This window comes from Vibrio sp. 10N.247.311.51 (assembly GCF_041467855.1).
Lineage (GTDB): Bacteria > Pseudomonadota > Gammaproteobacteria > Enterobacterales > Vibrionaceae > Vibrio > Vibrio coralliirubri.
Genome location: NZ_JBFSVK010000005.1, coordinates 116,306 through 137,606, shown reverse-complemented (window position 1 = coordinate 137,606; position 21,301 = coordinate 116,306). Strand labels below are relative to the sequence as shown.

The following is a 21,301-nucleotide window of genomic DNA, read 5'->3' as shown; positions in this document are numbered from 1 at the left end:
ACCTCTTGCACTAGGTGAAACCGCCTAAACAGTATTCTAAAATGCTAGCCTACGAAGTAGTAATCGGGCTAACTAAAGTTTCAAAATCTGCTGGATGCCAATGAATTTTTCTATTATTTAGCTCTTTCTCAAAAGAGCGCCTTAATCTCTCTAAATTTTGCATTTTCCACTCACCATGCTCCTGTTGAGAACACTTATCGAAATCGATAATCCACACCTTTTCTTGTTCATCAATTAAGATGTTATGAATGTTCAAGTCAGTGTGGTTCACATTAGCATTATGCATCTTGGCAATTTCTTGCCCTATTTTCTGATACATATCTTGTGACAATGGTTTTTCACGCAAAATACTAACCAAATCTCTGGCATTAGGAATTCTTTCACTCAAAAGGTCCGCTTGATAGGTTAAACCATTTTTTACCGCTCTGGCGGCTATAGGGCGAGGTACGCTAACCCCAGATTCAATCAAAGTCAGAAGCAGGTTAAGTTCTTGAGCGCTACGAGTTTGCTCCCATCCGGAGAACCAGTAATCTTCTTTCACAAGTTTGCCAAACAAACCACCACGGCGATAATGACGAAGGGCAGCTTGCATTGTATCAAGCTGAACAAACCAAGTAGTTCCTCGCCCTGAAGCACTGCCCAGAACTTTTTTTTGATCTTGCCAATAGGCAACATCGAACAATTGTAGCGAAGGATCTTGAATGATTTCATCATCAAACCAAATCATACGATTATCTTGTCGATAACTCTGAATCATGACATCAACACTCGCGGTTTATGTAAATATAGATAAATGTTAATCACAGTATACTACCTGTAAATCTAATAAATTTTGGGGCACTATGATAATCAACAGGACTAATAATTCTCAATAAACTTGTAGTGTGCGACTCCATACAAAACTATTTAACTCTTAAGCCCAGCTCACACCTGCATAGTATCCAGTTGCTTTGATAATACATATTAAGCTTGTATTACTCATTTACCGAGTTCGATGCCTACAATCACTTTGTTTCTAACATAATAAAGAACTCATTAGCACTCAGTATAGCAGCTGTGTATTTTACATTTCTCAGGGATGTCTGCATAATTTACATGCACCTATTTATCGAATCAGACAATAACTATGCTCACTTCAACCCCGTCTTCACTTTGTATATTGCGTTTATCTGCACTTGGTGACGTATGCAACACCATCGCCACAGCCCAAGCGATTCAAAAACAATGGCCAGACACTAAAATAACCTGGATTACAGGTAAGCTAGAAGCTCAACTACTCAAAGCGATAGATGGCATTGAAGTGATTGTTTTTGATAAGAAGCGTGGAATTGAAGGCTATAAAGCTCTGTGGAAGCAGCTAGGGGATCGAAAATTTGATGCCTTGCTTCATATGCAATATGCGATTCGAGCAAGTGTAGCTACCTTGGGTATTAACGCAAAGTATAAGCTGGGGTTCTCCCCTGAACGCAGCCAAGATTTTCAAACGTTGTTCACCAACGTCAAAGTGCCTTCTCCAGCGTCTCTTCATGTCGCCGATGGTCTAATGGCATTTGCTCATAAAATTGGTGTACCTCAATCTGAGCTATCTTGGTCTTTGTCTTATTCTGAAGAGGACAAGGCTTGGGCGGAAACAAAACTAGACTCAGAGAAACCCAACTTATTATTGGTTCCCGGAGCGAGTAAAGCATACAAGAACTGGAATGCTGAAGGCTATGTCGATGTCATTAATCATGCGCGAAATAATGGCTGGAACGTCATCCTGGCAGGTAGCCCAGCAAAGATAGAAGTTGACCTAGCCAGCGATATTCAAACACTACTTCAAGAGCCTTGTTTAAACTTGGTTGGTGAAAGCTCCATCATGCAAATGTTATCGTTGATAGACTTAGTGGATATTGTTATTGCCCCAGATACTGGTCCAGCTCATATGGCAAGTGCGATGAAAACGCCAATTATTGGCTTATATGCCCACCATAACCCTATTCGTGTAGGTCCTTATAACTACTTGAAGTATGCCGTATCTGTCTATGAAGAAGTTATCTTTGCAGAAACGGGAAAAAATAGTCAAGAATTAGGTTGGCGAACTCGAGCAAAAGATGAAAAGGCAATGGACAGGATTTCCAGCGATAGCGTTGTGACTATGTTTGATCAAGTTGTCGAAGATTTGTATCCGCAATACCTGTAAACTCTACCTTTAGAATAGTGTTCAAGAAGGAATCTACCTTGTCTAAACCCACTTTAGCCGTTGCCTTAATCGTAAAAAATGAAGAGAAGCACCTTAAAGCTTGTCTAGACACAGTAAAAGATTGGGTCGATGAGATTGTTCTTCTAGATTCAGGTAGTACTGACAGCACTGAAGAAATCGCTAGGCAATATACCGATAAGTTTTACACCAATTTAGAATGGCCTGGGTTTGGTAAACAGCGTCAACTTGCTCAAAACTATGTAGAATCAGATTTTATACTTTGGCTTGATGCCGATGAACGTGTCACAGATGAATTACGTAAAGGTATACTCAATGCAATCAGCCAACACAGAGATAAAAACATTTATCGTGTGAACCGACTGACAACAGCCTTTGCTAAAGAGATTCGTTACTCAGGCTGGTCACCTGATTGGGTTGTACGTTTATACAAAACATCAGAAACGAAATATAACGATGCGCTAGTTCACGAAAGCGTTGTGATTCCCGATGGCTTTAAAGTAGTTTCATTGAATGGCCGATTGAAGCATTTTACTTACGAAAAATTGGGCGAGTACACGCGTAAAACCCAACTGTATATGCAATCTTGGGCAGATCAACGTGAAGGTAAAAAGTCGGCCTCACTTTTTAGCGCATTTACACACGGCTTCTTCCGTTTCTTCAAAATGTACATTATTAAACGTGGCTTCTTAGATGGTCGACATGGTTTTTTACTTGCTGTACTGAGTGCAAACACAACCTTCACTCGCTATGCCGATCTGTGGTTGCGTGATTACGTCAAAAAACACAATTAAAGAGCAATAACATGAACATTTGCCACGTTAACTTAGCTTCTGGATACCATGGCGGCGAGAACCAGACACTGCAGCTCATTAAGCAGCAAGTAAAGCTCGGCTATCAACTGACTGTCGTTGCAAACCCGAAGAGCCCTTTCGTCGATGCGATAAAAGCGCTAGGTGTTAAAGTGGTATTGGCTAACCATTTTACCAAAGTACACTCAAAGTCTATTACCAACGACTGTGCTTTGATCCATGTGCATGAAGGGCGAGCTATCTATTGGGCTTTGATTCAACATATGCTTTACGGAAAACCATATATTGTTACTCGCCGAATAGATAACGCATTGAAAAAGAAATGGCTGGCAAACTTAGCCTATTCAAAAGCATCCGCTGTAATAGGTTTAAGTACTGAAATAGTTCAGAGAGTGAAAGATGCTTACCCAACCTCAGTAACATACAAAATCCCAAGTTCACCAGTTACATACCCTGTTGACGCACTCGCTGTACAAGCAATTAAAGACCGCTTCGCAGACAAGTTTGTAGTGATACATGGAGCAAACATGCTGAAACATAAAGGTTTCAATGTCACTGTCGACACAGCAAGACTATTGGAGAAGTCAGCACCCTTTATCCATTTTTGTTTGCTAGGTGATGGCTCAGAGAGACAAGCACTTGAGTTACAAGCCAAAGGTCTGACTAACATCAGTTTCGAGGGCAAACAAAGCAACATGGGCGACTGGTTTGCCGCGGCAGATTTGCAAGTGCACCCTTCCTATACCGAGGGGCTTGGTTCTGTCATTTTAGAAGGCATGGGTTCTGGTTTGCCTGTTATAGGCACTAGTGCAGGTGGCATCCCTGATATTATTGACCACAACTCCAACGGCTTACTTGTAGAGCCAGGTAATGCACAAGAGTTATCGAATGCAATAATGAAAGTAGCACAAGATGAAAAGCTTAAACAAGACTTCATCACCAAAGGGCAAGAGAAGCTGAAGTTGTTTGATATCAACTACACTGCTAATCAATACGTAGACGTTTACGAGAAAGCTTTACGATGAAAAAAGTCATATACCCTGGAACGTTCGATCCAATCACTAACGGCCACCTGGATATCATCACGCGTGCTGCAAACATGTTTGACCAAATTGTTATTGGTGTCGCGGCAAGCCCTTCTAAAAAAACACTTTTTAGTCTGGAAGAGCGCGTAAAACTAGTTGAAGAATCAACCGCACATTTAAGTAATGTATCGACAGCTGGTTTTTGTGGTTTGCTCGTTGATTTTGCACGCGATCAAAAAGCAAATATATTGGTGCGAGGATTAAGAACAACTGTCGATTTTGAATATGAGTTTAGCCTAACAAGCATGTATCGTAAATTATTGCCTGGCGTTGAAAGCGTGTTCCTAACACCAGCAGAAGAGTACGCCTTCCTATCTTCAACCATCGTCCGCGAAGTGGCAATCCATGGTGGAGATGTGGAACAGTTTGTACCGAAATGTGTTCACATAGCTATCAAGAAAAAGGTGGCCCAATGAGTTTTAGAAAATTCAAATACTACTTATCTAATGGCCTTCAGGTCTTGGTACCAAATACGATCCGAAGAACACTGGCTAACAGCCTCATACAGGCAACACCATTAAACTCTTACATCCGAGATAGAGTCGATTACTACAACAAGCTTGATACACCGTTCAAACTGCCTGAGAGCGAGTCTACTTACGTGGGAGAATATAAAAAGATTGGCGGAACTACGTATTACTTTGATCTTCATAAAGTTGTGAAGTCTTTTCCATCAAAGCATTTTTTTCAGTTTTTGAATGGGGACATTCGTCATATTCCAGATCATCCTTGCTTTCTAAAAAGTCGCCCGGTAATTGAAGGTAATAAAAACGCTGTATTGCTGAAACTAAATGAAGTACGCCATTTCTATTTTATTGATGACAAACTTTCTTATAGACAAAAGAAAGATATTGCAGTCTGGCGAGGCGCCGGTCAGAAAAAACATCGAAAGGTCGTCTTAGAACAGTTTCACAGTCATCCGATGTGCGATATAGGGAGAACACACCCAATTGAAGATTCTCCTTGGGAGAAAGGCTTTTTATCTGTCGAGCAGCAACTCGAGTGTAAATTCGTTTTGGCGATAGAAGGAAATGATGTTGCTACAAACCTTAAATGGGCAATGTCTTCTAACTCTCTCGTGATCATGTCAAAGCCGAAATATGAGACTTGGTTTATGGAAGGGCGGCTCGAAGCAGGGATTCATTACGTCGAAGTTGCAGATGATTACTCTGACTTAATTGAAAAAATGGAGTACTACATCGCACACCCAGAAGAAGCTGAAAGCATTATCAAAAACTCACACGCATGGGTCGACCAGTTCCGAGACCAAAAGCGAGAGCGTCTAATTTCATTATTGGTCGCAAAGAAATACTTCGAGAAATCAGGACAAATATAACCAGCCCTCTTCCCTCTCAAGCACTATTTCTGACATTCCTTGCAAAAAAACGTATTGCGCTGCCCTATTTTAAGCTCTTGAATCAGAGCTTCACAGTTAGGGCATTTTTCGCCTGCTTTGCCATAAACTTGCAGTTCTTGAGCAAAATACCCCGGCTTGCCATCTGCTTGTGCGAAATCTTTTAGGGTAGTACCGCCTTGCTTGATGGCGGTAGCGAGCACTTGTTTGATCTCTTTGGTTAACAAGGCCCACTCTTCTTTTGTCACTTTACTTGCCGAGCGCAAAGGACTAATACGTGAAGCAAATAGCGCTTCGTTGGCGTAGATATTTCCGACACCCACCACCACTTTGTTGTCCATGATGAATTGCTTTACGGCAACTTTGCGTTTTTCTGCCTTCTCAGTTATGTAGTCGGCATTGAAGTCGTCAGTGAGCGGCTCAGGGCCAGATCCCAGTAGCACAGGATGAGTTTCGTCAGGAGCAGACCATAACCACGCACCAAAGCGGCGAGGGTCGTTATAACGCAGCACTTTGCCGTTGGTGAGCTTAAGATCCACATGATCGTGTTTGGCTGCCGGGAAATCGGCATCTAATACGCGCAGTGAGCCAGACATACCAAGGTGAACAATGGCAGTGCCAGTATCCGTCTCAATCAATAAGTACTTTGCGCGACGCGAGATAGAGCGAATCACCTGCCCTTCTAATGCTTTTAGCTCTTGTGGGATATCCCAACGCAGCTTCGGCGTGCGAAAGGTAAGCGTTTTAATGGTCTCACCGACTAAATGAGGCGAGATCCCCATGCGGCTTACTTCGACTTCGGGTAATTCAGGCATAGTCAGTCGTCCGATTTAGGTGGTTTGTCTGATATAGATAGCTTGTCTGATTTAAATGAAGGTTTCGAGCTAAAACTTGGAAACAGGTAGCTCTCTTCGATAGACACCGCCAACCACTGATCATTCCAGTTTTTTAACAACCAGAACTCAGGCAATTGATAATAGGTAATACGCTGGGGCTCTTCTTGGTCTTCATACCATACTTCGATGGTGTGTGGTGTATTTAACCGAGGCGTAAGGTCTGTGTAGGTCTGTGAGTCGACTTCCGTACCCACAAGCTCTTTCCAACGTTGTGACAGCTCTTGTGCATTGGTAGCTTGAGGGAAGTCTGTACCTTTGAACTGGTAAACCCATTGATTATCTTGTTGAATGACAGACCACTTAGTAAAGTGCAACGCTTGAAGCTCTGCTTTTGGATTCAGGAGATAAGGATAAGGGCTATCAACCTGAGGCTCAGGTTCGATAAGGTACGCTTTGATCAATGTTGGAAGGTTTAACACGCCAATAAAAGCGATCACACTGAACATGAGTATGTTGTTCCACCGGCGTCCACGATATCTCATCTGATTCTGCTCATCTAACCTATTGAGTAATCAGTATATCGTGAAAGTGGCAGTACTTTCTATGTTACGCGGTTTTCTATCTATCAGGCGCTATATTAAGTAAGAATAATAGAGTTACTCAAATTTTAGATATAAAAAAACCCAGCGATTAAACTGGGTTTTTCAATTCTTTCTTCTACTGAAGAAGAGCAAAAAAAGCATCAATTACTTGATTTTAGCTTCTTTGTACATAACGTGTTGGCGAACTACTGGATCAAACTTTTTGATCTCAAATTTGCCTGGCATGTTACGCTTGTTCTTATCAGTTGTGTAGAAGTGACCAGTACCTGCAGAAGATACTAGACGAATTTTCTCACGAATGCCTTTAGCCATTGCTTAATTCCTCTTAAACGTTTTCGCCACGTGCACGGATATCAACAAGAACAGCATCGATGCCTTTCTTATCAATGATACGCATGCCTTTAGCAGTTAGACGTAGTTTAACAAAACGTTTTTCGCTCTCTACCCAGAAACGATGAGTTTGTAGGTTCGGCAGAAAACGGCGCTTAGTAGCATTGCGTGCGTGTGAACGGTTGTTACCCGTTACTGGACGCTTACCAGTTACTTGGCATACTCGGGACATGAATGTCTTCTCCAATCGTTTCAGCTCGATATCAACCTTGGTGGCCGAACCTCTCTATCAATTAAAATAGAAGGTAAAAACCGTTATGGAAAATCCATACAAGGCTATCAAAGGTCGCGCATTATACTAACTTGACACGCATTGCTCAAGACCCGAACAGATCCTTTTTACGGATTTCGTGATCTTTTTTTGTGCAGCGCAGCTTGCTTGAGTAATCAGAGCTGATTTTAGGTCTAAAAATGTGGGCGGAATAATAGCAGATTTAACGCAACTAACAACCTAAAATGTGATTCAAATCCATCCACGCTCTGCAAAAGAGACAACTTCGCCATCTCCAACGACAAAATGGTCGAGAACTCGGATGTCCACCAGCGCTAATGCGTCGGTTAATCGGCGTGTAATCCGCCTATCCGCTTGGCTGGGCTCAGCAACACCCGAGGGATGGTTATGAGCCAAGATTAATGCCGCCGCATTGTGATGAAGTGACCGTTTAACCACTTCCCGCGGGTAAACCGATGCGGCATCGATGGTACCTTCAAACATCACCTCGTCCTTTATTACCCTATTTTGGTTATCGAGGAACAATATATAGAAGGCTTCTCGCTGGCGATCACGCAACATGCTCGAAAGATAAAGCTTAGTATGAGTAGGACTAGTGAGCGCATCTCCACGAGATAACGTCTCTGCTAGATAGCGCTGTGTCATCTCTAACACAGCCTGTAATTGAACATACTTGGCCTGCCCCATCCCTTTATGGGCACAAAACTCTTCCTGCGTTGCTGAAAAAAGATGACGGAGAGAGCCAAAATCTTTGATCAACTTGTCAGCGAGCTCCAACACGTTCATTCCTTGTGTCCCTGTTCGCAGAAATATCGCGAGCAGTTCCGCATCACTCAAGGAATCAGGCCCTCGACTCAATAACTTTTCTCTCGGCATCGATTCAGCAGGCATTTTATCTATTGGCATATAAAAGCTAATCACTTGTCATAAACACGACCCACCACCTTAATGAGATCGTAATCTGAGATCCTTCGATAGAGATAAAAGGAAACGAGTCACTAGCAAAACCGTGTAATTGATAAGTTTGATAACACCAACTTGATGAGCGTCAAATCTGTTCTAATTCTGCTTCTAGGCACTAATCCTTTGTTCTGATATCGTAAGTCCCAGAGAAATTAAGGAACAGAATCATGCAAACATTGGTTAATCAACTGGATAACGCTGACCTACAAGGCCTAGCTGGGAAAAAAATCCTACTTGGCATTAGTGGTGGTATCGCTGCGTATAAATGTGCCGAACTGACTCGACGCTTAATTGAACGTGGAGCACAGGTACAAGTCGTGATGACAAATGCAGCCAAGGAGTTCATCACTCCTCTCACCATGCAAGCCGTCTCTGGAAGGCCAGTGTCTGATAGTTTACTTGATCCTGCTGCTGAGGCCTCCATGGGACACATCGAGCTCGCAAAGTGGGCTGACTTGGTATTACTAGCACCAGCAACCGCTGATCTGATTGCTCGCATGACAGCTGGTATGGGTAACGACCTACTGACCACTTTGGTTTTAGCAACCGATGCGCCAGTTGCGGTATCTCCAGCAATGAACCAACAAATGTACAGCCACCCTGCGACTCAAGAGAACATCGCCACACTAAAACGTCGTGGTTGTGAAATTTGGGGGCCAGCAGCTGGCGAGCAAGCGTGTGGTGATGTAGGTATGGGGCGTATGTTAGAGCCAATGCAGCTCGTGCATCGCTGTGAAGACTTCTTCCAACCTAAGCCGCTTACTGGCCGTTCTGTGCTTATTACTGCGGGCCCGACTCGTGAAGCGATTGACCCTGTGCGTTACATTACTAACCACAGCTCGGGCAAGATGGGCTATGCACTGGCTGAAGCAGCCGCTAAACAAGGCGCAACGGTGACTCTAGTCAGCGGCCCTGTATCACTCGCGACACCAAATAAGGTTAATCGTATCGATGTCGACAGCGCTCAGCAGATGTTTGATGCGGTTGCAGCAAACGCTTCTCAACATGATATTTTCATCAGCTGCGCCGCGGTTGCCGATTATCGCCCTGAGACCATTGCAGACCAAAAGCTTAAAAAGGTTGATGGTAAAGACGACATGACCATTCAAATGGTTAAGAACCCAGACATCGTCGCTTCTGTCGCTTCGATGACGGAAGGACGCCCATTTACTGTCGGCTTTGCAGCAGAAACTCAAGATGTTGAGAAGTACGCACGCGGTAAACTGGAAAGAAAAAACCTCGATATGATCTGCGCCAACGACGTCTCTGTCGAAGGTCAAGGCTTCAATAGCAGTAGCAATGAACTACACCTTTATTGGAAAGGCGGCGATAAATCTCTGCCACTGGAAAGCAAAGACACACTTGGTTTCCAGATCCTCGATCAGATCCAACAGCTTATTGATGCATAAACGCACAAATTTGCTCTGACAATCTGCTGACACCTCTCGATTCTGTTGACCTAGGGCTCACAAAACTAGGAAACAGAATTGAATGGTGTTTATAATCCTTCTTCACTCAATCCTCATCTTTAGGAAAGGAAGTAAATAGATGGCTGGTACTCGAAAATCAAACCGTCGTGAAGAAATCCTACAAGCTCTCGCACAAATGTTGGAATCGACCGAAGGTGCTTCTCGTATCACAACGGTAAAGTTGGCCAAGCAAGTTGGTGTTTCTGAAGCTGCGTTATACCGCCACTTCCCAAGCAAAGCTCGTATGTTTGAAGGCCTGATCGAGTTCATTGAAGAAGCGTTGATGTCTCGAATCAACCGTATTCTGGATGAAGAGAAAGACACGCTAGAGCGCATACGCCTAGTGCTACAACTTATCTTAGTTTTCTCAGAACGTAACCCAGGCCTGACTCGAATTTTGTCTGGTCATGCTCTAATGTTTGAAAATGAACGCCTGCGTGATCGCATTAATCAACTTTTCGAACGCATTGAGACGCAACTTCGCCAGATCCTGCGTGAAAGAAAGCTTCGTGAAGGGAAATCATTCCCGGTTGATGAGAAAATCTTAGCCGCTCAGCTGCTCGGTCAAGTTGAAGGCAGCTTGAATCGATTTGTTCGCTCAGACTTCAAATATCAACCAACAGAAAACTTTGATGCTTATTGGGCTCTGCTAAGCGCTCAGATTAAGTAACAATCAAATTAAGTAGCAATCAAATCTTAAGTGATGGTTATGACGACGAAAACTTCTCCGACAAACAGCACTGCACAACACGTTATTACTAAGCCACCTTTTACTCTGGCATTACTCCACCCTAAATACTGGGGAGTATGGTTCGGTTTTGGGTTATTGGCGCTTATCGTTAACGTTCTCCCTTATCGCCTCTTACTGCTGTTAGGCCGATCGTTAGGCTCTTTGGGCGCTCGTTATGGTAAAAAGCGTGTAGCGGTCGCAACACGTAACTTGGAGCTCGCCTTCCCAGATAAGCCAGCAGATGAAGTCGCGGCAATGGTCAGTGAGAACTTCAAGAACACCGGTATGGCACTCATCGAAACGGGCATTACTTGGTTCTGGCCAACGTGGCGTTTCAAGCGAATCCTAGTAGATAAAGACACCCAAGCACTGCGTACACACAAAGCCAACGGCAAAGGTGTTCTTCTATGCTGTGTGCATGCCTTAAATCTAGAGATCACTGCGCGAGCAATGGCTGTTCTCGGAATTTCAGGTTTAGGTGTTTATCGCCCGCACAACAATCCGGCTTATGAGTTCATTCAATACCGAGGTCGTACTCAGAACGGCAATCGCCTGATTCACCGTAAAGACGTGAAGCGTATGATTCGAATCCTGCGTCAAGGTGAGATCCTTTTCTACCTGCCGGATCATGACTACGGCCGTAACAAGTCTGTGTTTGTGCCTTTCTTCGCAGTAGAGGATGCATGTACCACAACAGGCACCAGTATTCTGGCTTACACTAGCCGATGTGCACTTGTTCCGGGTTCTGGCTTTAGAAATGCTGATGGCAAATATGAGATCATGGCCGATGAATCGATCGAAGATAACTATCCACAGAAAGATGAGAAAGCGGCCGCTGCCTACATGAACAGCTATCTTGAGAAGATTATCTTAAGAGCACCAGAACAGTGGATGTGGCTGCACAAGCGCTTTAAGACTATGGAAGGCCCAGAAGCTGAACGCGGCATTCGTTATAAATAATTAATACTGAACCAAAAGAAGAGGGGCTGATGATTCATCAGCCCCTTGTGCATTCTATAGCTATTACAAATTGTATTAGATGCCGTATTGAGCGCGGTACGCTTTTACTGACTCTAGATGTGCTGCGTCAGTGCCTTTCTCTTCAAGGAAAGTCACCAAGTCAGTCAGGCTAACAATTGAGATGATTGCACAACCGAAGTCACGCTCAACTTCTTGAATCGCAGACAGTTCACCTTTGCCTTTCTCTTGACGGTCGATAGCAACAAGCACGCCCGCTAAATCAGCGCCGTTTGCTTGGATGATTTCCATCGACTCACGAATCGCAGTACCAGCAGTGATCACGTCATCGACTAGCATGATGCGACCTTCAAGCGCGCTACCGACAAGGTTGCCACCTTCACCGTGGTTTTTTGCTTCTTTGCGGTTGAAGCAGTAAGGCGTGTCCACATCGTGGTGATCTGCCAGTGCAACCGCTGTCGTCGTTGCAATTGGGATACCCTTGTATGCAGGGCCAAATAGTACATCGAACTCAATGCCAGAATCAGCCAATGCTGCTGCGTAGAAGCGACCTAAACGCGCTAAGTCACGACCTGTATTAAACAATCCAGCATTGAAGAAGTAAGGGCTCTTACGGCCAGACTTTAAAGTAAACTCACCAAACTTAAGTACTTCTTTCTCTAGTGCAAATTCAATAAATTCACGTTGATATGCTTTCATGTTTTTCCTCTACGTTTATTCAATAAAACTTAACTTACGCTCTGCACTACTCTTTCGAGTTTTACAGACAAAAAAATAGCCCCTTAAAAAAGGAGCTATCTAATAATTATTCTGCTAACGCCGACTTCTGCGCTTCAACAATATCAGCAATACCCTTATTCGCCAGGGCTAAAAGCTGCATCAGCTCTTCGTGGCTGAACGGTTCGCCTTCTGCTGTGCCTTGAATCTCAATCATCTTACCGTCTTCCGTCATTACAACGTTCATGTCGGTATCGGCTGCTGAGTCTTCAACGTACTCAAGGTCACACAGTGCTTGTGCACCAACGATGCCCACTGAAACTGCCGCTACGTGGCCTTTCATTGGGTTTTTTTTAAGTTTGCCGCTTGCTAGTAGGCTATTGATAGCATCAGCCATTGCAACGCTTGCACCTGAGATAGACGCAGTACGAGTACCGCCGTCTGCTTGGATAACATCACAATCGACAGTGATCATGATTTCACCCATTACTTTCAGATCAACAACAGCACGTAGGCTACGAGCGATTAGACGTTGGATTTCCATCGTACGACCACCTTGCTTGCCGCTCGCCGCTTCACGACGGTTACGAGTGTGCGTTGCACGTGGCAGCATGCCGTATTCAGCGGTTACCCAACCCTTTCCTTGGCCTTTTAACCAACGCGGTACATTTTCTTCTACCGTCGCATTACATAGAACTTTAGTGTTGCCGAACTCAACTAATACAGAACCTTCAGCATAAGCTGTGTAGTTACGAGTAATTTTAATTGGACGAATTTGATCTACAGCGCGGTCATTTGGACGCATTGGTATCTACCTTATTAACAGTCTGAAGTGATTTACTATCGAAAGAGTGCATCACCTAAGAAAGGGGTGAGACAGTTTTGATTGGGGCAAGATTATATAGCAGTTTACCGTGCAAATCTATTTACCGTTCAAAGCTATTTATCACGAAAGGCTATTTATAGTGAAAAGCGACAGGCTTCGAGAGCACACCATATCGTGATACTATGCGTGCGCGTTATTTTCAGAATGATAAAAGACAGGAAAATTCGATGATTTATAGTATGACCGCGTACGCACGCAAAGAAGTAAAAGGCGATTGGGGTACAGCAGTATGGGAAATCCGTAGTGTAAACCAACGCTACCTAGAAACTTACTTCCGTATGCCTGAACAGTTCCGTGGTTTAGAGCCAATCTTGCGTGAGCGTTTCCGTAAGCGTCTAGCGCGCGGTAAGGTTGAATGTAACCTACGCTTTGAAGCAAATCCTGCTGCAAAGGGCGAGCTAAGCATTAACGAAGGTTTGGCTCAGCAAGTAATCAATGCGGCGAACCAAGTAATGACGATGACAGGCGAAGAGAGCCGTTTGAACCCATTCCAAGTCATGAACTGGCCTGGTGTGATGGAAACGCCAGAACAAGACATGGATGCTATCAACAAAGACCTGCTAGACGCATTCAACGATGCTATCGCAGAGTTCATTGATGCTCGTGCTCGTGAAGGTGAGAACATGAAGGCGCTAATCGTACAGCGCTTAGATGCAATCACTGAAGAAGTAGTGAAAGTTCGTGCGCGTATGCCTGAAATCCTAGAATGGCAACGTGAGCGTCTTCTTACCAAATTTGAAGATGCGAAAATCGAACTTGAAGGTTCTCGTGTTGAGCAAGAGCTTATCCTACTGGCACAGAAGTCAGACGTAGCAGAAGAGCTAGACCGTCTAGACTCTCACGTGAAAGAAGCGAATGCAGTACTGAAGAAAGGTGGCGCTTGTGGCCGTAAGCTAGACTTCATGATGCAAGAGTTCAACCGTGAGTCAAACACGCTAGCGTCTAAGTCTATCAGCACAGACATCACGGCATCAGGCGTAGAGCTTAAGGTTCTTATCGAACAGATGCGTGAGCAGATCCAGAACATTGAATAGTAATTATAATTGTATTTAACTACACTTTAGCTATTAAAATACAACAACTTAGATTAGATCACTTTCCATCACCGTATTCCTCAATACACCATTAACCACCACAAACTGGTGGTTAATGTGGTGGGTATGATAGACTCACCACAAAGGCAGGTGGTGGGTAAGAAATTCTCACCGAGATCATGCACGATTAGAGGTGGGTTATGGGTAAGTTGAATGTTAAGAAAGTAGAAGCGCTCATTAAGGCTGGTGGCGAGAAAACACAGCGTCATGCTGATGGTGAGGGTTTATACCTAGTGGTCCCAGCTTCGGGCACCGCAAGTTGGATGCTTCGCTTTACCTCCAATAAAAAACGCCGTGAAATGACGCTTGGTAAGGTTAAAGATCTTACTTTAGCTAATGCCCGTCTCGAAGCCGTAACTAAGATGAAGCAAGTCCGTGAAGGCTTTGATCCCCTCTTGCAGCGCAAGCGTACCGAACAAGAAAGTATTAAAACCGTTAACGACTTATTTGAAGATTGGTACCCAACCTTAGTTAAACGCCTTAAACACCCTAATATCCCCAAGCGGGTTTACACCAAAGATATCGCCCCACATATCGGTGACATCTCACTCGATAAAATTACCGCTCGTGATATTCGCACAACAATCACTGCGATTAATGATTCCGGTCGCCCAACCATCGCCAATGACGCTCTAGGTCACTGTAAACAGTTATTTAATCACGGAATGAAGCTTGACCTTCTGCAAGGCAATCCAGCCTCTGCATTTACTGTGAGAGACGCTGGCGGCATAGAGCAAAGTAAAGATCGCTTCTTGACTGAAGATGAACTAAAGCAGTTCTTTAGTATCGCTAGAAAGAACAGCACCAACTTTAGCCGCGATAACTATCTAGCTTGTGCATTATTGATTTGTTTAGGTGTGCGTAAATCTGAATTGTGTGAAGCTAAATGGGAAGAGTTTGAGCTAGAGAATGGCTTATGGCACTTGCCAAAGGAGCGTAGTAAAACCAATGTGGGTTTTACTATTCCATTAGCACCAGAAGTGTTGGAGTGGCTCGATGAGTTGAAGATAAGGGGATTTGGCTCTGATTACGTGTTTCCGAGTAGAAGAGCCAGCAAGAGCCCTCACATGGGCCCTGATACACTTAACAGAGCAATTACAAAGCTATTTGGTCATGAAGCCGGTAAGAAGAAACAACCGCCTAACTTGATGGGCGGCATGCCACACTTTACTGTACATGACCTACGCCGCACTTGCCGTACACTACTGGCAAAACAAGGCACTCCCGGCCATGTGGCCGAGAGATGCTTGAATCACAAGTTAAAGGGTGTTGAAGGTATTTATGACCAGTATGATTATTTGGAAGAGCGGAGAGAGGCTTTAACTCGTTTAGCAAGACACTTTATGTCTTTCTTAAATAACTGACTCTAAATCAAACGATTATTTGCAGTGTATAGGGATATGTCTAGCCCATCAAAATCACTGTCATCAGTCAAAATATTTACTATTTCATAACTAGACATCGACTCGATATAAAAAGCATCGTAAGCATCCAGACAGTGCTGATTTAAAGTTATAAGAGCGTTTTGTGATAAGGCCGAATTTAGTGTAATGTCGAGAGGAGATGACATTTGGGTGATTTGCTGCCAAGCATTGGATACTTCTTCCATCACTCTCTTTCTATGATCTGTTTTTTTCCTAAAACTTTTACGAGAAATGTCTTCAGTTTGTTTTGATTGGAATATATCGTATTCCGTTCTCTCTATGATGTTAGCCAACTCCGATAAAGCTAAAGGACTATGATAAATACTTGCACCTTCATCTAGTATTTTTTCAATAAATTCAGGATATATTTCTAGTTGGTATCTAGCTGGTGCATTTTGAGTTTGTATCTCATTAGAAGCAGCATATGTGAGCCAGAACCATACATTTGTATCAATGAAAAATTTGTCTGAATGATGTAGATCGACTCTATTTTTTATGTTAACAATTCTAGTCATACCCATCACTCTTCATGCTTGTTCAATGTATCAGTCACTTTGCTTTCTCCACTGTAATAATGGATTGCATTTTGGATAACAGTGTTGAGTAAACTTAGTCCTATATCATTACAATTTACTATCTTCATTCTCTCCATTAACTGCTCAATAGTCATGTCCTTTAGTAGAACACCTACTGATGCATTGAAAAATGGTGATGCAAATAAAGACACACCTGAAAAATCAATCTCTACGATTTGGCCTTCTATCAACGCCGAGGAAATAGCGTTATTCAATTTTGTTCCGCTCTGCATTGATATTGCATTTTTACCAACCAAATCAAAGACTTTAACGTTTAACATTGGCAACTCCTAAAAAAATTTAACCTGAGAAACATCTTCAGATTTAAAGCGGTAATGCTTATTATCACAATTGATTTTAATACTTACTAATGTGCCGGGAAAGTTATGCTGAGAAACACCTATATCAAAAGCGTTCCCTTTTGAGATTTTAGCATAAACCTTATTGCTATAAATCCTCATCTCTCCCTCATTAATTCTAACAAACTCGCTCAATAGATCGAAACCTAAGCCTCTTGGCATACCTTGCTTCACACTATCAGTACCTGTAGAGTTTCCTTTAACTAACGCCCATTGCATAGCATCAATATCACTCTCAATGTCACCATTGAACCGCCTAACATTCTGTACTATTCCAGGACCAAAATCCAAAACACTAAGGCTAAGCGTTTTTTCCTTTCGATCATACTGTCCGCAACTATAGACACCTAGCTGTTTTAAATCTTGGATCGCAGCCCCATGTCCATACGCATTCATGAAAATTTCAAATATTCTACTGACAATTTCATTTTTTAGCATATCACTAAGTTTAACTTTATCATCAGATAGCCACTGTTCATTTAAATGTTCTGCGATATTATCTTCATCCAAATGAGTCGTGTGCTCCCGATAACCTATATAATCTCCCCCTGCATAGCCTTCGAAATTCTCCTGAGAAAAGTGACTAAGAAAATTATTAGATATAAGTCGGCTTCTGATTAAGTCACTCATAGAGTTGACATCAAACATTACACCGGCAGTTGCGAATGATTGGCCATCAAAAATAGAAATTAAAGACCTAGCTAGTTTTGTATTTTGAAAGTTGACGTACCTTGCTAGTCCTCCCAACATGACTACCCCATGATGATCTAACCGAGAGCATTTACTAAAATCAAAGTCAAAATTTCTCTTAGGGTCAGACGTTATAGTCTCCATGATTTTGAGAATTTGGCTAAAACCATTGTCATCATATTTAATATTAGGGACGGCAACTTTAATCTTATTCATAAGCTTTCAACAATATTCCTTGATATCCCTATAGAGCTGAACTCTAAGGTTTAAAACGATTAAATATTTGAATCTCATTCTTCCCCCGTATCGTGAACAGGTTCAATAAGCCCTCGGGAGCGCCACCGGTTTCCGTTAACTAGATCCTCAAAAGGTACCCCATTAGATAGTGTTAAACTATCAGCATGATCTGTCACTATGATTTGAGGACTAAACCCGTTATCCAACTCTAGTTCACTACAATAATTTGAAAACTGGCTAAACAAATTTTCAACAGCTTTGATATCTTCATCTACATGCCTTTCTTTTTTTGTTCGCTGCTCAGACTCTAGACTCTTTTGCTCTTCGAAAGTATCAGCATTATCACGGTTAAAGTTCGGAAAATAAACTTGAGTAGGTTGATCGAAAAACAGAATTGAAGGGATAGCGCAACTATTCCCCTGTAGCGAAAAATATTTATGTAAGGCTAGAAATAAAGTCACATGACAGTACAACCAGTTTGCGCCGCTCCCCATTGATCTTAAGTGAATTTTTTCATTTGTAGGGGTTAGGTGATACAGGTCGAATGTTTCGAATGAAAAGTGGAGATTGATAGGCTTGTAGCTAGCTTCAAATTCGAAATAGCTACCAATATCAGCCATATATGTGTTTACATCAGCTGATGCCTTTTCTAACCCTTTTTGCACATCATATTTTTTAAGGTCTCTTGTGATGTCTTTTATCTGCTTGCTAAGATCTTTAACTTGCTTTTCAAGCTCTACATCATCGGCCATATTTAATGTATCGATCAGTGCAAATAGTTTAGCCTTCTGCATCAAAATACTTTCATACAGACTCTTTTGCTTCACTAACTGCTTTTCTGTTTTCTCAATTTCCATTACTTGCTGATTTAACTCAGTAAGTGCCCGGCTAACAGCCTCTGTCTTACGCTTCACATCAACTAAAGACGATTCAAATTTTGCTTTCATTGGGCGGGCTTGAGCAAGGTTTCCTGATACTTTAAGAATAGCTTTCTGGAGTTTCTCTGCACTTTCTCGCAAATTATCTTTTTCGGTGTGACAAAATGGACAAACTGAAGCAGATATGTGTACATGTCCAGGTGAGCTAAATTGTTTTACGTTACCGACGAAAAGCTCTTCTTCTTGAATGTGCTTATTAATTGAAGCAGTTTGACGCTGTAGTTTCCTGAGTTCAGCAGTTTTTTTGTTACGCTCCAGTTTAAGCTGGTTGTACCGCAGTGTGATAGCGTCTGAATTATGGTTAATTTTTTCGGGTACGATAATGCTATCAAGTTGATCTTTTCCATCTTGAGGATGGCGTAATAACTTGTCTAATGATAATGGTTCCTCCTTAAACCCCATCAGCGCATACAACTGGTTTAAAACCGGACCAACATTTAGTTTATACTTTTCTGACGTACGTTTGTTAGTCTCTTTCTGGCGCTCCAAACGTCTGATATCCATACTTAATCGTTCTTTCTCTTGCTTTAAGTGAAAGAATTTTTGATCGACTAAGCCTAAAAATATCTTGGTATGCTCAATTGCCTGATCTCGTTTTTCTTTTTCATCAAATCGGTAGAATAACGCATGTTTATTAGCTACAAGATTTTGGTGCTGGAGCATAAATGATGAAAAGCTACGTATGGATGGAGTCGCAGCCTTAGCATTATTGCGTCGATTAGCCCTGGCAGCCAAAGACTCATCCACATCGTCTATATCCAAGAAAAAACCTCTTAGATGCTTCTTAAATTCATTTAATGGACGGAAATAGTTGCTATTGAAATAATCACGCACAATATCGGCAGAGTTAAACGACTCAACACGACGAAAAAAGGCTTTAGTCGCGATATCAGGATCACGAGCAATAACCATATCTTGTTCATTGACAGCAAGCGCAACATAATAAATAGCTGCATTTGTGGTAATGACACCTTTGGGAATAGTGTTTTCACCACTACCAAAGCAATAGTCAAATATTTCAATTAAGGCACTTTTACCAGTCGATGACTTACCAGTGACAACATTGAGCCCCTTCTTAAAACTAACTGGATGCTTATTTCCCAGCTTATCAATAACACCAATCTCATGAATTAATGTCTTCATCGTGGCTTTACTCCTAAAAATGCATAAATCTCGACTACTGAATGTCCACTAAGTAATCGCCCTAACTTCTGCGCATTTTTTTGACTTGTAAAGGTTGAATTAGCACCATCACATGCACAAAGAGACAAACGTTGTTCGTTTACAGATAACCAATCATTGATTAAACAGTACTGAATACATTGTTCAGTTAAAGTTTGAAATCCATCAATGCGTTCTTGCAGATCATAGAGCTTGCTCCGGTCATCAAAAACCGACCAAATAGTGCTTCTTTTGTTAGAATTGAATAGCTTTCGACTAAAAAGAGGGTGACTGCATAGTGGGATAACCAAAGGGGCGAGTAGTAAACTATCCTCCGATTCATCCATAGCCGTATAAAATGAGGCAAGAAACTCACCATACTCAAACGGGTTGTACTTTAATTCGTATAGGGCGTCGACAATACTACTCATGACTCCACCCTCCATTCTAAGCCACGTTCTTCGTCATCCATTGCGTCATGTATCAAGCCGTTTTTGTATTCAATCGGTGGTATATCATTACCCATATTTAAAGGCTGCTCACCTATGGTTTTGTTATACAGCAGTTTCGAACTTTTAATTGCAGTTGCATCTGTTGCTTCAAGTTGCGCACTTGAATGAGCAAGTTTATATTTTTTAATCAATTGGTTCTGATAAGCCACTGTTTTATCTTTATATAATGGATATTCATCTAATTGCTCAAGCAAAGAGTTTTGTAATTCAAGCCAATTACCGATGGCATCAGGTATCATTTCGTGATGCTCAATTTCAGTAATTTTTTGCACGAACGGCCTATCTTGGTAGACTTCCAGTTCCAGTTCAGATGCCTCATGCCCCGTAAAGGCAGGAAAAGTGAACTCCTTTTTGCAAAGAAGCGCAGTTAGCTCTTCGCACTTTGCAGAAAAATCTTGATGCTTGATACTCCAAGATTGCTGCGTTGCTTGCGCATATACAAAACCAATAAGCCCATGAAGATAACTTTTCAAGTTATTCTTCGGAATACCCACAGGCTTTGAAAGCACTTGTTTTTCCAGCACTTCTCCATTATCTGCTAGTGTAAATAACGTGACTTTAGCAAGTACACTTTCAAGAAGTAGCTCATCAACACCCATTACAGCTTGCTGTAGTTTGATAATCTCTGAAGGCTTCTCAGCATTAAGCTGTTCTTCCGTACGTTCTGAAAAAATCGTTTTTAGTATGTCCAAGCGCCTTGCTGCACTTTGTGTGTTCCAGTCCCTTAAGCGAGTTGTTGTACCAAACGCTTGGGTAGTATGAAGAACTAAAGCACCGTACTGGATGTGTTCAAAATCTGAAGCGAGCCAGTTTTTAAGCGTTTTCCAAAGATTTTCATGATGATCCGTCAGTGGCGCCGCATAATCTTTTACTTCGGTTTGTACTGATGCCAAAGTATCAGGCGAAATAAAACTAACATCGCCATCCTTTTCGAACCAAATCGACTGACCATCTTCAAGTAAAAAACATTTATGTAACCCAATTAGCACTTGATAATGAAATGCTAATGCGGTTGTTAGAGCTGCATTTTTTGTTTGGCCACTACTCACTATCTCTC

Annotated in this window: 24 protein-coding genes; 10 read left to right on the top strand and 14 right to left on the bottom strand. The window is 42.3% G+C overall.

What is annotated here, in order from left to right; translation table 11 throughout:
- Positions 1-49 precede the first annotated feature (49 nt).
- Positions 50-757, bottom strand: coding sequence for a 3-deoxy-D-manno-octulosonic acid kinase (locus tag AB6E85_RS06820; RefSeq protein ID WP_372141961.1), 708 nt, complete (start codon positions 755-757; stop codon positions 50-52).
- A 369-nt stretch (positions 758-1,126) separates the two neighbouring features.
- Here AB6E85_RS06820 and AB6E85_RS06815 point away from each other — a divergent pair, with 369 nt between their 5' ends.
- Genes AB6E85_RS06815 through AB6E85_RS06795 form a run of 5 tightly spaced genes read left to right on the top strand, consistent with a single transcriptional unit; the run spans position 1,127 to position 5,433 of the window.
- A complete protein-coding gene (locus AB6E85_RS06815; RefSeq protein ID WP_372141960.1) occupies positions 1,127-2,182 on the top strand; it encodes a glycosyltransferase family 9 protein in 1,056 nt (351 codons plus the stop codon).
- Between the two features lie 38 nt (positions 2,183-2,220).
- The gene (locus AB6E85_RS06810) at positions 2,221-2,994 is read left to right on the top strand and encodes a glycosyltransferase family 2 protein (protein ID WP_372084420.1); all 774 of its coding nucleotides are present in this window, start codon (positions 2,221-2,223) and stop codon (positions 2,992-2,994) included.
- A gap of 11 nt (positions 2,995-3,005) precedes the next feature.
- Entirely contained in the window at positions 3,006-4,037 is a 1,032-nt protein-coding gene (locus tag AB6E85_RS06805) for a glycosyltransferase family 4 protein (RefSeq protein WP_372141959.1), read from the top strand.
- Positions 4,034-4,513 carry a pantetheine-phosphate adenylyltransferase gene (gene coaD, locus AB6E85_RS06800; RefSeq protein WP_372141958.1) on the top strand — a complete coding sequence of 160 codons (480 nt, stop codon included), beginning with the start codon at positions 4,034-4,036 and terminating at the stop codon, positions 4,511-4,513. The genes AB6E85_RS06805 and coaD overlap by 4 nt, the downstream gene beginning before the upstream one ends.
- Positions 4,510-5,433 (top strand): glycosyl transferase family 90, encoded by a 924-nt coding sequence (locus AB6E85_RS06795; protein ID WP_372141956.1) that lies wholly within the window; start codon positions 4,510-4,512, stop codon positions 5,431-5,433. The genes coaD and AB6E85_RS06795 overlap by 4 nt, the downstream gene beginning before the upstream one ends.
- 23 nt (positions 5,434-5,456) lie before the next feature.
- Here the strand turns inward: AB6E85_RS06795 and mutM are convergent, their stop codons facing one another.
- From mutM to radC, 5 genes are all read right to left on the bottom strand, one after another.
- The gene (mutM, locus tag AB6E85_RS06790; RefSeq protein WP_372141954.1) at positions 5,457-6,266 is read right to left on the bottom strand and encodes a bifunctional DNA-formamidopyrimidine glycosylase/DNA-(apurinic or apyrimidinic site) lyase; all 810 of its coding nucleotides are present in this window, start codon (positions 6,264-6,266) and stop codon (positions 5,457-5,459) included.
- 2 nt (positions 6,267-6,268) lie between these two features.
- On the bottom strand, positions 6,269-6,829 hold the full coding sequence (locus tag AB6E85_RS06785) for a hypothetical protein (RefSeq protein WP_372141953.1): 561 nt from the start codon (positions 6,827-6,829) through the stop codon (positions 6,269-6,271).
- Positions 6,830-7,033: 204 nt separating this feature from the next.
- Positions 7,034-7,201 carry a 50S ribosomal protein L33 gene (gene rpmG, locus AB6E85_RS06780; RefSeq protein ID WP_002535344.1) on the bottom strand — a complete coding sequence of 56 codons (168 nt, stop codon included), beginning with the start codon at positions 7,199-7,201 and terminating at the stop codon, positions 7,034-7,036.
- Positions 7,202-7,214: 13 nt separating this feature from the next.
- Positions 7,215-7,451, bottom strand: a complete 237-nt coding sequence (gene rpmB, locus AB6E85_RS06775) for a 50S ribosomal protein L28 (protein ID WP_004728407.1) — start codon at positions 7,449-7,451, stop codon at positions 7,215-7,217.
- A 291-nt stretch (positions 7,452-7,742) separates the two neighbouring features.
- Positions 7,743-8,417 (bottom strand): DNA repair protein RadC, encoded by a 675-nt coding sequence (radC, locus tag AB6E85_RS06770; protein WP_248368828.1) that lies wholly within the window; start codon positions 8,415-8,417, stop codon positions 7,743-7,745.
- Between the two features lie 224 nt (positions 8,418-8,641).
- Between radC and coaBC the strand changes: the two genes are divergently transcribed.
- From coaBC to lpxL, 3 genes are all read left to right on the top strand, one after another.
- Entirely contained in the window at positions 8,642-9,883 is a 1,242-nt protein-coding gene (gene coaBC / locus AB6E85_RS06765) for a bifunctional phosphopantothenoylcysteine decarboxylase/phosphopantothenate--cysteine ligase CoaBC (protein WP_372141952.1), read from the top strand.
- 139 nt (positions 9,884-10,022) lie between these two features.
- Positions 10,023-10,613, top strand: coding sequence for a nucleoid occlusion factor SlmA (gene slmA, locus AB6E85_RS06760; RefSeq protein ID WP_004741428.1), 591 nt, complete (start codon positions 10,023-10,025; stop codon positions 10,611-10,613).
- Positions 10,614-10,652: 39 nt separating this feature from the next.
- Complete coding sequence (lpxL, locus tag AB6E85_RS06755) at positions 10,653-11,633, top strand: LpxL/LpxP family Kdo(2)-lipid IV(A) lauroyl/palmitoleoyl acyltransferase (RefSeq protein ID WP_372141950.1); 981 nt, start codon at positions 10,653-10,655, stop codon at positions 11,631-11,633.
- A gap of 75 nt (positions 11,634-11,708) precedes the next feature.
- On the opposite strand, the gene pyrE is transcribed toward lpxL, so the two are convergent.
- Both pyrE and rph read right to left on the bottom strand, forming a co-directional pair.
- On the bottom strand, positions 11,709-12,350 hold the full coding sequence (pyrE, locus tag AB6E85_RS06750; RefSeq protein ID WP_017059267.1) for an orotate phosphoribosyltransferase: 642 nt from the start codon (positions 12,348-12,350) through the stop codon (positions 11,709-11,711).
- 106 nt (positions 12,351-12,456) lie between these two features.
- Positions 12,457-13,173, bottom strand: a complete 717-nt coding sequence (gene rph / locus AB6E85_RS06745) for a ribonuclease PH (RefSeq protein WP_019826449.1) — start codon at positions 13,171-13,173, stop codon at positions 12,457-12,459.
- A gap of 248 nt (positions 13,174-13,421) precedes the next feature.
- Here rph and AB6E85_RS06740 point away from each other — a divergent pair, with 248 nt between their 5' ends.
- On the top strand, positions 13,422-14,288 hold the full coding sequence (locus AB6E85_RS06740; protein ID WP_048607657.1) for a YicC/YloC family endoribonuclease: 867 nt from the start codon (positions 13,422-13,424) through the stop codon (positions 14,286-14,288).
- Positions 14,289-14,488: 200 nt separating this feature from the next.
- Positions 14,489-15,712 carry a tyrosine-type recombinase/integrase gene (locus AB6E85_RS06735; protein ID WP_371711840.1) on the top strand — a complete coding sequence of 408 codons (1,224 nt, stop codon included), beginning with the start codon at positions 14,489-14,491 and terminating at the stop codon, positions 15,710-15,712.
- A 2-nt stretch (positions 15,713-15,714) separates the two neighbouring features.
- Here AB6E85_RS06735 and AB6E85_RS06730 read toward each other — a convergent pair whose 3' ends face one another.
- The 6 genes from AB6E85_RS06730 to AB6E85_RS06705 all read right to left on the bottom strand — a co-directional run bounded on the left by AB6E85_RS06730 (position 15,715) and on the right by AB6E85_RS06705 (position 21,293).
- The gene (locus AB6E85_RS06730) at positions 15,715-16,287 is read right to left on the bottom strand and encodes a PIN domain-containing protein (RefSeq protein ID WP_016792878.1); all 573 of its coding nucleotides are present in this window, start codon (positions 16,285-16,287) and stop codon (positions 15,715-15,717) included.
- Between the two features lie 5 nt (positions 16,288-16,292).
- On the bottom strand, positions 16,293-16,628 hold the full coding sequence (locus AB6E85_RS06725; RefSeq protein ID WP_016792877.1) for an STAS-like domain-containing protein: 336 nt from the start codon (positions 16,626-16,628) through the stop codon (positions 16,293-16,295).
- 9 nt (positions 16,629-16,637) lie between these two features.
- On the bottom strand, positions 16,638-17,612 hold the full coding sequence (locus AB6E85_RS06720; RefSeq protein ID WP_114634197.1) for a hypothetical protein: 975 nt from the start codon (positions 17,610-17,612) through the stop codon (positions 16,638-16,640).
- 74 nt (positions 17,613-17,686) lie between these two features.
- Positions 17,687-19,714, bottom strand: coding sequence for a DUF3732 domain-containing protein (locus tag AB6E85_RS06715; protein ID WP_371711839.1), 2,028 nt, complete (start codon positions 19,712-19,714; stop codon positions 17,687-17,689).
- Positions 19,711-20,163: a three component ABC system middle component gene (locus AB6E85_RS06710; protein WP_123285175.1), complete on the bottom strand. Its 453-nt coding sequence runs from the start codon at positions 20,161-20,163 to the stop codon at positions 19,711-19,713. The genes AB6E85_RS06715 and AB6E85_RS06710 overlap by 4 nt, the downstream gene beginning before the upstream one ends.
- Positions 20,160-21,293 (bottom strand): hypothetical protein, encoded by a 1,134-nt coding sequence (locus tag AB6E85_RS06705; protein ID WP_371711838.1) that lies wholly within the window; start codon positions 21,291-21,293, stop codon positions 20,160-20,162. Before AB6E85_RS06705 ends, AB6E85_RS06710 begins: the two co-directional genes overlap by 4 nt.
- Between the last annotated feature and the right edge of the window lie 8 nt (positions 21,294-21,301).

What these genes read in the sequence shown, in the direction of transcription:
- AB6E85_RS06820 (WP_372141961.1), bottom strand. Translation starts at nt 757, where the DNA reads ATGATTCAGAGTTATCGACAAGATAATCGTATGATTTGGTTTGATGAT.
- AB6E85_RS06815 (WP_372141960.1), top strand. Translation starts at nt 1,127, where the DNA reads ATGCTCACTTCAACCCCGTCTTCACTTTGTATATTGCGTTTATCTGCA.
- AB6E85_RS06805 (WP_372141959.1), top strand. Translation starts at nt 3,006, where the DNA reads ATGAACATTTGCCACGTTAACTTAGCTTCTGGATACCATGGCGGCGAG.
- coaD (WP_372141958.1), top strand. Translation starts at nt 4,034, where the DNA reads ATGAAAAAAGTCATATACCCTGGAACGTTCGATCCAATCACTAACGGC.
- AB6E85_RS06795 (WP_372141956.1), top strand. Translation starts at nt 4,510, where the DNA reads ATGAGTTTTAGAAAATTCAAATACTACTTATCTAATGGCCTTCAGGTC.
- mutM (WP_372141954.1), bottom strand. Translation starts at nt 6,266, where the DNA reads ATGCCTGAATTACCCGAAGTCGAAGTAAGCCGCATGGGGATCTCGCCT.
- AB6E85_RS06785 (WP_372141953.1), bottom strand. Translation starts at nt 6,829, where the DNA reads ATGAGATATCGTGGACGCCGGTGGAACAACATACTCATGTTCAGTGTG.
- rpmG (WP_002535344.1), bottom strand. Translation starts at nt 7,201, where the DNA reads ATGGCTAAAGGCATTCGTGAGAAAATTCGTCTAGTATCTTCTGCAGGT.
- rpmB (WP_004728407.1), bottom strand. Translation starts at nt 7,451, where the DNA reads ATGTCCCGAGTATGCCAAGTAACTGGTAAGCGTCCAGTAACGGGTAAC.
- radC (WP_248368828.1), bottom strand. Translation starts at nt 8,417, where the DNA reads ATGCCAATAGATAAAATGCCTGCTGAATCGATGCCGAGAGAAAAGTTA.
- coaBC (WP_372141952.1), top strand. Translation starts at nt 8,642, where the DNA reads ATGCAAACATTGGTTAATCAACTGGATAACGCTGACCTACAAGGCCTA.
- slmA (WP_004741428.1), top strand. Translation starts at nt 10,023, where the DNA reads ATGGCTGGTACTCGAAAATCAAACCGTCGTGAAGAAATCCTACAAGCT.
- lpxL (WP_372141950.1), top strand. Translation starts at nt 10,653, where the DNA reads ATGACGACGAAAACTTCTCCGACAAACAGCACTGCACAACACGTTATT.
- pyrE (WP_017059267.1), bottom strand. Translation starts at nt 12,350, where the DNA reads ATGAAAGCATATCAACGTGAATTTATTGAATTTGCACTAGAGAAAGAA.
- rph (WP_019826449.1), bottom strand. Translation starts at nt 13,173, where the DNA reads ATGCGTCCAAATGACCGCGCTGTAGATCAAATTCGTCCAATTAAAATT.
- AB6E85_RS06740 (WP_048607657.1), top strand. Translation starts at nt 13,422, where the DNA reads ATGATTTATAGTATGACCGCGTACGCACGCAAAGAAGTAAAAGGCGAT.
- AB6E85_RS06735 (WP_371711840.1), top strand. Translation starts at nt 14,489, where the DNA reads ATGGGTAAGTTGAATGTTAAGAAAGTAGAAGCGCTCATTAAGGCTGGT.
- AB6E85_RS06730 (WP_016792878.1), bottom strand. Translation starts at nt 16,287, where the DNA reads ATGACTAGAATTGTTAACATAAAAAATAGAGTCGATCTACATCATTCA.
- AB6E85_RS06725 (WP_016792877.1), bottom strand. Translation starts at nt 16,628, where the DNA reads ATGTTAAACGTTAAAGTCTTTGATTTGGTTGGTAAAAATGCAATATCA.
- AB6E85_RS06720 (WP_114634197.1), bottom strand. Translation starts at nt 17,612, where the DNA reads ATGAATAAGATTAAAGTTGCCGTCCCTAATATTAAATATGATGACAAT.
- AB6E85_RS06715 (WP_371711839.1), bottom strand. Translation starts at nt 19,714, where the DNA reads ATGAAGACATTAATTCATGAGATTGGTGTTATTGATAAGCTGGGAAAT.
- AB6E85_RS06710 (WP_123285175.1), bottom strand. Translation starts at nt 20,163, where the DNA reads ATGAGTAGTATTGTCGACGCCCTATACGAATTAAAGTACAACCCGTTT.